Raw genomic sequence first — 7280 nt, 5'->3', positions numbered from 1 at the left:
AGGCCGGAGCCGTGGGTTCAGGCGCCGAGCTTCGTATCACGGAACAGTCACCACCGTACTCGGAGTTCAAGCAGATTATCACTCTGAAATCCACTGGTGCCTCTATTTCCGAAATCATGAAGACTACAAATCTCTCAAAATCTACGGTTGAGAATTATATTAAAAAATTCTCAATGGAAATAGAGAGAATGAGGGAAGAAGGAACGCCAATAAATGAACTGGTGCATGGGAAAGAAGAGCTGCAGGAAGAGACAAAGAAAAAGGAGGACAAGGATAAGCCCAAGAAACCTAAATTTGCCAACATTGAGGAAGAAACGACACGGAAAGCAATAACCAAAGGATCGGAATCTGTAAGCCAACTAAAGGCAAAGGAAATTACCGAAGATTACAAGGCCGCACAGATGCTACACAGTGCGTCAGTCAGATACCAGAAGAACATAGAGATGATGGGATTAGGATGGGATCAATTTGTGGCATGGGCCGTGGATGAAGCGTATGAAAGAGCAGTTGAAGCATACAAGGAAAAGATAGACAGACAACTCAAAGAAGCCTCATTATTGCAGGAGGCAATTGAAGAAGAGCTTGAGAATCCTATGCCCAAGACAGAGGATGGAATGATGATAGAGGAGGATGAATGAAATGGATGGAATAAAACTGGATCTAAATGATCTGAAAGGGAAAAGAGAAAATAACGGCAAGGCTAAGAAAATTGACATGGATGATCTGAGATATGATGAAATGATAGACGCTCAGATTGATAGGTATCGAAACAAGGATAAGATGACTATATCCGATATCATGGCAATGCAGCAGCTTGAGGACATGAAATGGGAAAGACGGCAGAGAATGAAAGCGGAAATAGAACCACAGAAATCCCCTATAGACATTGAGGAAATTATACGGAAAGCCCAGGAACCGTTACAAAAACAGATAGATGCAATGCAAAAGCTACAGGAAAAACAGGCAGAAGAAAGAAAATGGGAAATAATGCAAAAGCAGATCGACAAGCTTACTGATTTGATAATATCAGGGAACACAAAAAAGAATGATGATGATAACCCTATAATGAAACAGATACAGATACTCCAAGAACAGCTCAAAGATGAAAAGGAAAAGGCACGGAAAAAAGAAGAAGAAGATTTCAGATCGTCCATGAAAGATATGGTTTATTCATTATCCGACCAAATAGCAGAACTGAAATCGAAACCTGAAAAAAGTAAATCCGATTTTGAACAGATAATAGAGCTTGAGAGGAAAAAGAGGGAAATGCTTGAGGCACTTGGAGTTAAACCCGAAAAGGGTAAGGATGATGAGGCAAGCATGCTCGATGTTGTGGATTCGATTGCAGACAAGGCACCGAAATGGGCAAAGACGGCAAGCACCATTAGGGAGGTATTCTCAAAGGATTCAGAAATACCTGACGATATCCCTGACAATGTGCCAACAAACCTACCACAAAGGAATGAGCCCATACCACAGAGAAATATGATCCCTGATGATATAAGGACATTCCTTGATAAGGGTAGAGAAGAAAACGGAAAATACATTGATTACACTGGAACCCCATGGGTGAACCTTGAGGGGACTCCTATATCCAGAAAGGATATTGAGGATCTGGCCTACACCAATCCGTCAGATGTGAGAAAACTAATATCTGACACAGATAAGGCTTTCCAGAAAATGCAGGAGAAAATAGCAGAGAGTGAGGCAAAGAAGCCTAAAAATTCTGATTTCAGAAATAATATCCACGTGCCTGAAAACATACCAAAGGCTCCCGAACCAGAACCAGAGGATGAAGAGGATGATAATGAACCTGCAGCTGAGGAGCAGGAGGATCATCTCAAAGAGGCAATGGATTATATTGCAACAGGGAATGATGTAGATGATGATGAAAATGGAAAGGTATGGGTTGGCAGGAAGCAGGAATTTTACACCAACGATGATGGCAAGCCTGCTACAAAGGATGATCTGATTCAGATGGCAAGATCAGATCCCAAAACATTTATGTCAGATGTTAAGCAGCACTTAGCCTCGTTGGAGGGAGAGAATGGTAAGTAAAGAATCGCTAAAACGTTTTGTTCAATCAACGGGTAAAATTTTCGACATCATGTCTCCAAGTGAGGAGAATGTGCAGGCTATTCTTGAATGGATAATGCCTGACCTTGATCCAGATGAATTGAAAGTGTCCCTTGTAAACTATTACCGATATCTTGAGACACAGGAGGATAGGTATGTGCCATATTTTGATCCTATTCCTGGGCTTTTCCACAGATACGGTATGATTCAGAAACACCAGAAAATAGCCAAGAAAGTGGGATTGACATGGTGGCCTTATATTCAAAAATATGTTGCCAATCCTGAATATGTGCTGGAAATGGTAGGAAGAAAAAAACCTGAAATAAAGAAAATGCTTGCCACACCGTTGGGAGATTCCTACATTCAGTATTTCACCAAGCGATTATACCAGTTCTTTGACCTCTGGTTCCATGAATTCCCAAGATGGCATAACAACTGTGGAGGGCTTATCGTTTACGGGTTGATAAACAAAAATACAAATGCATGGGGATTCAAATGCAGAACATGCAACACGATTATCCCTGTGGAAAAACTTGATGAAATAACTTATAAGCATAGAAAACATGTAAACGGTGGTAAATATGGCAGTCCGAAGAGTTCACAATAAAATAGCAGCGAGATTTGTAAACCTGCCAATGGATGAAATAGATGAAGTAAACCGAATGGTTGATGATCCCAGGATGCTAAAGAAATATGGAAAAGACCATAGAAAACATTGGGGACACAATCCCAATCCCTTAGCAAAAGATTCACTTACCATAAATAGGGGCAATGCCCAACGGGAAAAGGCAAGAAGAATACACATCATCGTTGATACCAATCCTAAGGTTAAGAAGCTGATAAAGAGGATGGAGATCGAAGAAGAGATTGAGAAATTAAAGAGGATGAGATAAATGGGAGTTCTTGATACCATAAAGAATGTTGCCGATGGTGCCGATGCTGTAAAGCGAATCCATGACACAGGAAAGTATTTTAAATCTGAGTATATAGATCCTGCAATGAAGAATCAAAACTCACTAAAACAACCAGTATCCATTGTAGCACCCAAACAGGTAAAGGTAAACCAGCCCGTTACCATATCAGGCACGGGAACAGGCATGATATCACTGTATTCAGGAGATCATTTAGAAAGGCAATTATTTCCGAATAAAGAGGGCATGTGGTATATTCGATTATATTTTTCAGTAAAAGGAGAATATCTCCTGAAAGCAAAAGATTATTACGGTGAGGCAGAAACCACACTAAACGCAGTAGATTAAAAAAATTTGGTTACTCTCCCAATTTTGCTGTGGCATCGTTGAGTTTTTTTCTTAGTGCATCCAAATCCTTATTGTGCTGTTTAATACGCTCAGCATCAAAACTCATGATCAAACAGCTCATCCACCTTAGCCCTGATTTCCGTTCTCATGGTACCAGGAGAGAGACCATCCCAAGCATCAAGTTCCGTAAATTTCTCACCATATTTCTGAAAATACTTAGAATATCTTGCATCCCTGTGTATCTTCTGTATGACCTCTTCATTGGATGGGATTGATGGGCTTTGCACCTAAAGTCGGTCTTGCACCTAAAATAGTTTACTTGCACCTAAACTTGACTGAAAAATGGCTTTTAGGTGCAAAGCCGGATTGATGGAAGATTATATCTTCTTACCTGTTCAGGGAGTAATCCATCGAAGTATAATAAATCATGGTTCAATCCATGCTATCCTATTGAAACCTGTTAATTTCCACAGGAAACCTTATATATTTCCATGATATGATAAGGTCATGGTGAAAAAGACTGAAAGAGATTGTATCGTAAAATACAAGTCGGGATCCTATGTAGTGGTGCTTGACCATGAGACAAGGGAGATTTTAGAACTTGAGAAAGGAGATACCGTTCATATAGTTATAACAAAGGTGTGAACATGGAGATACCTGCATGCCTGCAACGGGGAGACATAGGATTCCTCATAGTTAGAAAGGGTGGTAAGGAGCCTGTTGAACAGCAATGGAATAAAAAGTTATATGATGGTTTTGAAGACCATTTTTATGCTGCGTTACAGGATGGATACAACTACGGGATATCTCCTCTCACAAGGAGAATCGCCATTGTAGATGGGGACACAGAAGAAATAAGAAGAGCAATGGATGATCTTGTCCCAACATTTTCTTATTCAACTGGCAAAGGGGTGCAATATGTTTTTGAATTAAACGGAAACCTTGAGAAAAACATACCACTTAAAGGTGGGGCTTACATTAAGACCTATGGTGGGTATGCCGTAGGCCCTGGAAGCATACATCCAAATGGCAAAAGATACGGTGAGGTGATGCACGGAGATCACATTGCCATTGAGGATAAGGATCATTTCTTGGAAGTTATCAAACCATTTATGCTGGTGCAGCCACAAAGAGAGACAACAGAAAAACAGTATCCAACCAGCAGTCCTAAGGCATATTCATACGTTAATGTTGAAGATTTAATTAATGACATGGAAGAAACCTGGAGAGACAAAGATGGGGAGAGACACATTTTAACACTTGCTCTGGTTGGAATAATGAAAAAATACGGTAAGAGTGAGCAGGATGCCATGAACTTCATTGCTGGTCTTGTCAGAAAGACAGGGAAAGGCAAGGAGCATATTATCCAGGTGAAATACATATATAAACACGGTGGAGGCAGGGAATATGGGATACCAACCCTTTTAGCCATCCAAAATGGCACATACAGAGGTGAGAAATGATGGGTGTGAATGATTTTTTGAAAGATGTAAAGATGAATCCAATACACAGTGCTTTAGGTTGCCTGCATGATTTGACAGATGAGGATATTGAGATCCTTGAGAGAATGAGAGAGAAAACTGATTTTGATAATTATGATCTGGAGATAATAAATCCAATACTGGATAAATACAGAGAACAGATCCCAAATGACATTTACGATTCCGTTAAATCTTTTTCAGAAACAATTAAACCAGCTGATATTATTGCTCCGATAGATCCAGATGAGGGGATAAGTGGAAAAATCTGGAATGGAGAATACGGAAAAATTGTTTACAGCACACAGAGGGGAGACCAGGTAATTATAAGATGGAATGGCTACATACTTGGTGTTGTCCTCACGGATGAGAGAAACAACATTCATGGAATCAAATACAGATATAACGATCAGGAAAAAACTGTGCCTGCAAATGTATTTATCTCATTTGCGAAACAGCGATTTTTCCTTTCAGTGGGGGACACTAAAAGGCTCAGGGAAATAGTTGATAGTTATATGCTGAATGAGATCAGAAATGGCAGGTTTACTGAGGGTGGGTTCTCCCCGATCTATGTCAAGGATGATAAGATCGTTGTGGAATATCCTGATGTTGATGTTGATGATGTATTACGGCAGCTCAGAGAATATCATGACAAAAGCACGAAACCAGAGGCTTACAGGGGTATGCTATCATTCTGCCTGCTGGCACCACTGCATTATTATTTAAAGAAGAAGACGCTGAAAGGATTGCAAACTCCTCTAATGCTATTATCAGGGAAGACAGGAAGTGGAAAAACGCCAATGACATACATTTTTGTTGGTAAAGGTTATGGCATGCAGAAAGAGGAGTATGTCTTTGGCCTGAATATGATCGACAAAATATTTACACTTACATCTTTTCTGTCTGCCACAAATCTGCCAATTGTTCTCGATGATATAGGTATGGGCTGGGTTGTCAAATACCATGAGCATATCAAATCCTATATGCAGTCCTCATTTTTCGGGGCAAGAGGCAACGCAGACCAGACGGTAAATGTATATAAAGGGGTGGCAAGCTTTATAATGACGATGAATGATGATTTTGTGGGAGATTCGGATCCTGCATTCACCAAGCGACTTATCTACGTTCCCTACACTGAGAGAGATTCAGAAAAGGTGGACAAGCCAGCTTACATGAGATTTATGGAAACAATACCAGACGGGTTTATGTATATGCTGACCCGTAAGATACTGCACGGCATGGATATCAATGAATTGCTCGACAGCGTGGAAAATTTTGCCACTGCTGATGACTGGGTGAACTTCGGCCTTGATCTGCTTAACAATGAATGTTTTACATGTGGGGTAGAGCCTTTTCCTAAATTTCGTTCAGGAGATGCAAATTCATCATCCTATGTCAGAGAAGTTCTTGAGGCGATGATAACGGAATGGGAAAGGTCAAAAGGTATGTCATACTCTGCAAATTCTTACACGTATGGGAATATAGATGTTGAAATATCAAATCAGGATAAGATTGATATCTACTTCACTTCATTAGGCCTGAAAAAGACGTTGAAACTAATTGGGGATCTTCCCTACCACAGTGCAATAGAATTTATAAATGCCATAATGAAAACTCAAAACAAAATATCTGTTGTAAAGACTGAATCGGGTGAATTACTGTCTTCCAGGAGAATAGACGGTAGGACATATCCAATCAAGGTTTACCATGTGAGGATTGAGGATGCTAAGATTTAAATATAATCTTCATATAGATACTATGTGGGGACTGGTAATATGGTAAAAATTCTGTGTGCTACTGATTTTGGTTCATGCCATGTTACACAGTTCCCTCACCTCTTCTCTGATGTTAAAAATGTAAAATGTAATTGTAGTAATTTTTCAATATCTCAAAAAATCAGTAATATACTGAATAATTTTAAGGTAGGACAAAAAAAATTACTACAATTACTACAAAATTACTACAAAAATTACTACACCTCTCCCTCAGTATTTTCCTACTTCACCAGTGAAAAAAGTTACTTTGTAGTAATGAAAAATTAAATGTATATATATACGCGCGTGCGCGCGCACATGTGTATTATAAATTCATTACTACAATTACTACAATAGAAAAAAAGATAGATAATATATAGTAAATAACTGAATAAGTCAGTGTAGTAAAATTTGTAGTAATTACGAAATTCGTAGTTACTACATTACTACATTCAGTTATTTTTTTCAAAAATCACAAAGATTATAAGCAGTTATTATATCTATGTAATAGGGATAACCATGAAAGGATATGGAAGCACAAGGGAGGTAAAGACCTCTAAGGTAGTGAATGTAGAAAAGAATGGACAGGAAGAAGTGATCGTTCAGAACAACGGCAGCTATATGTGGAGAAGACTAAGTCGCCCCGCATCATGACGATCCCGCTGATCGTGCTGGCCGTTGCGGCGGCGACTGCAGGTCTGTTGAACCTACCC

At 39.5% G+C, this 7280-nt stretch carries 7 protein-coding genes; all 7 read left to right on the top strand.

The features are described 5' to 3' along the window. Positions 1–638: hypothetical protein (locus M7Q83_RS13540; protein ID WP_298339957.1), on the top strand; the 638-nt coding region annotated here is incomplete at its 5' end. Between the two features lies 1 nt (position 639). Then, positions 640–2058 (top strand): hypothetical protein, encoded by a 1419-nt coding sequence (locus tag M7Q83_RS13535; protein WP_298339954.1) that lies wholly within the window; start codon positions 640–642, stop codon positions 2056–2058. Next, positions 2048–2683 (top strand): hypothetical protein, encoded by a 636-nt coding sequence (locus M7Q83_RS13530; RefSeq protein ID WP_298339952.1) that lies wholly within the window; start codon positions 2048–2050, stop codon positions 2681–2683. Before M7Q83_RS13535 ends, M7Q83_RS13530 begins: the two co-directional genes overlap by 11 nt. Continuing rightward, positions 2658–2969 carry a hypothetical protein gene (locus tag M7Q83_RS13525; protein ID WP_298339949.1) on the top strand — a complete coding sequence of 104 codons (312 nt, stop codon included), beginning with the start codon at positions 2658–2660 and terminating at the stop codon, positions 2967–2969. The genes M7Q83_RS13530 and M7Q83_RS13525 overlap by 26 nt, the downstream gene beginning before the upstream one ends. Then, positions 2970–3335, top strand: a complete 366-nt coding sequence (locus tag M7Q83_RS13520; RefSeq protein WP_298339946.1) for a hypothetical protein — start codon at positions 2970–2972, stop codon at positions 3333–3335. A gap of 647 nt (positions 3336–3982) precedes the next feature. Then, positions 3983–4798 carry a bifunctional DNA primase/polymerase gene (locus tag M7Q83_RS13515; protein WP_298339943.1) on the top strand — a complete coding sequence of 272 codons (816 nt, stop codon included), beginning with the start codon at positions 3983–3985 and terminating at the stop codon, positions 4796–4798. Beyond that, entirely contained in the window at positions 4798–6549 is a 1752-nt protein-coding gene (locus M7Q83_RS13510) for a hypothetical protein (RefSeq protein ID WP_298339941.1), read from the top strand. The genes M7Q83_RS13515 and M7Q83_RS13510 overlap by 1 nt, the downstream gene beginning before the upstream one ends. The last annotated feature ends 731 nt before the right edge of the window (positions 6550–7280 follow it).

This window comes from Ferrimicrobium sp., assembly GCF_027364955.1.
In the GTDB taxonomy this organism is placed as follows: Bacteria; Actinomycetota; Acidimicrobiia; order Acidimicrobiales; family Acidimicrobiaceae; genus Ferrimicrobium.
This window is presented reverse-complemented; position numbering and strand designations above follow the sequence as displayed.

What these genes read in the sequence shown, in the direction of transcription:
- M7Q83_RS13515 (WP_298339943.1), top strand. Translation starts at nt 3,983, where the DNA reads ATGGAGATACCTGCATGCCTGCAACGGGGAGACATAGGATTCCTCATA.
- M7Q83_RS13535 (WP_298339954.1), top strand. Translation starts at nt 640, where the DNA reads ATGGATGGAATAAAACTGGATCTAAATGATCTGAAAGGGAAAAGAGAA.
- M7Q83_RS13530 (WP_298339952.1), top strand. Translation starts at nt 2,048, where the DNA reads ATGGTAAGTAAAGAATCGCTAAAACGTTTTGTTCAATCAACGGGTAAA.
- M7Q83_RS13510 (WP_298339941.1), top strand. Translation starts at nt 4,798, where the DNA reads ATGGGTGTGAATGATTTTTTGAAAGATGTAAAGATGAATCCAATACAC.
- M7Q83_RS13525 (WP_298339949.1), top strand. Translation starts at nt 2,658, where the DNA reads ATGGCAGTCCGAAGAGTTCACAATAAAATAGCAGCGAGATTTGTAAAC.
- M7Q83_RS13520 (WP_298339946.1), top strand. Translation starts at nt 2,970, where the DNA reads ATGGGAGTTCTTGATACCATAAAGAATGTTGCCGATGGTGCCGATGCT.